2 protein-coding genes are annotated in these 1,775 nt (G+C 46.8%); both read left to right on the forward strand.

All coding sequences use genetic code 11. The annotated features are described in order from the left end of the window. Window positions 1-38: 38 nt before the first annotated feature. The gene (locus METMK1DRAFT_RS16645) at window positions 39-278 is read left to right on the forward strand and encodes a hypothetical protein (protein WP_082230040.1); all 240 of its coding nucleotides are present in this window, start codon (window positions 39-41) and stop codon (window positions 276-278) included. A 29-nt stretch (window positions 279-307) separates the two neighbouring features. Then, window positions 308-1,660: an S-layer protein SlaA gene (slaA, locus tag METMK1DRAFT_RS10675; RefSeq protein ID WP_009073903.1), complete on the forward strand. Its 1,353-nt coding sequence runs from the start codon at window positions 308-310 to the stop codon at window positions 1,658-1,660. Window positions 1,661-1,775 lie beyond the last annotated feature (115 nt).

The following is a 1,775-nucleotide window of genomic DNA, read 5'->3' on the forward strand; positions in this document are numbered from 1 at the left end:
CAACCGATGACGGGCACTGCTCACGAGGATGGGAGTGATTGGATGGGAGGGTATTGAAGTTTCCCTCCACTAACCCCAATGATCTGGGGGTGACCGTGTATGAGCCCTTAGGAGGGGTACCTGTGGCGTATTTAGAAGTATTAAAGAAGGTAAGTTACGCCACGGGTAAACACTTTCATGGAGTTTCACGAGTTTATATTCAACCTCCCGTCCTCTCCCCTAAAGATCCTGACCCATCTGGTGTATACACCAGTAGTCATCCATTTTTTATATTTTAACGAGTTATGCTCAGATCAGTGAATAATGTATGCATGACAAGGCAATGAGATATCTCTCGATCCTCCTAGTTTTCTTGATGGGAGGTTCATTCCTATTTGGTGTAATACCACAAGCACAGACCAGTGGATCAGCTGGAGGAGTAACCATCTCTATAAGTAGCCAATGGGTAGGTCCTGCGCAAGTAGTTCTGGTGACAGTGTATAACCCCAACGTGCCTCAGAACCAATATGGTGCAAAGTATGTGGAGGGGAACCTCACAGTCACAGCTAACGGTGTCACGTTACCTTTGAACAGTAACTACATAACTAACGCCTCGACAGTGTATTACTTGCAAAACGGAGGGCACTACTTCTGGTTCTTCATCACCTTGACTCCTGCCCCCTTGTCTACCACTCCAACCACAATAACCCTTCAAAACGGAGAGACATTAAGTGCGAGTCTTACAAGTAGTAACCATGTCAGTCTCACCGCTGGTTTGACCATCAATAGCACGTTAGACAATGTCAACCTGACTAATCCTTATCTTACCTTCAATGGTGTTGTAGGAAAAACCAATGGTGCATCTGGAGTGTTTCAGATGATGTTACCCAGTACCTTCCCCAATAATCTTGTAAGTACTTACGGCCAAGTTGTAACAGGAGGAGGAACGGTAAATGTCACCGACCTCTATTACTTCAGCTCCGCTTCCACCATAACCATCTCATACAGCACTGGGGCAAGCGTGACCGTAAACAACTTCATAGCGAACACCAACAGCTATGCCCCCACTTTGATAAACACTGAGAGCACCGTACCCCTTAACTCCACCTGGGAGGACTTCTTCGTGGATAATGTAATGCAGGCAAACCCCCTAGTTGGAGGAAATGGTGGATTCTCGATAACGGTCAATGGAAAGATGGAGAATCCGGTAATTCAGAACGTGTCCTACTTAGCCATAATGAATGGCGTCTATGTGAACACTAGCGTCTTTGAGAATAACCCCATCTCCAACGCACAGGCTATGTTCGGTTACGGAAATGTATACAACGGTAACTTCAGTATTTACACTACGTCGGTAATAACCAGCACCAACAAGAATTATGATACCCTTGAGAACGGCAAGTACTCGCCAGCCAACGTTACTGGCTCTCAATACGCAAATCTAGTGAGTGACCGACTATTCACCACCAACACTCCTATTACGATCTACGTAGACGACTGGTTGAACTTCAATGCCTCGGCTTCCGTGACTGGGACCATAAGGGAGACCGTACCTCAGCCCCATCTCTCTCTCGGTACAGAAGGGACAGAACATGACTGTCAGTGCCTTCGACTACATAATCAACTACAGTGTGGACGAGAGCATAACTGTATACGTCTCCCTTCAGGGGCCCACAGGTAGCAAGTACTTAAACACTACTGTAACGCTACCTGAATCCTACCCTGGTAGTGGCGTCTTCACCCTGCCTACGGTGTTACAAATAGGCAGTAAGCCGAGTGTAAGCTTCACCAGTAGC

The sequence above is a fragment of the Metallosphaera yellowstonensis MK1 genome (assembly GCF_000243315.1).
Taxonomy (GTDB): Archaea; Thermoproteota; Thermoprotei_A; order Sulfolobales; family Sulfolobaceae; genus Metallosphaera; species Metallosphaera yellowstonensis.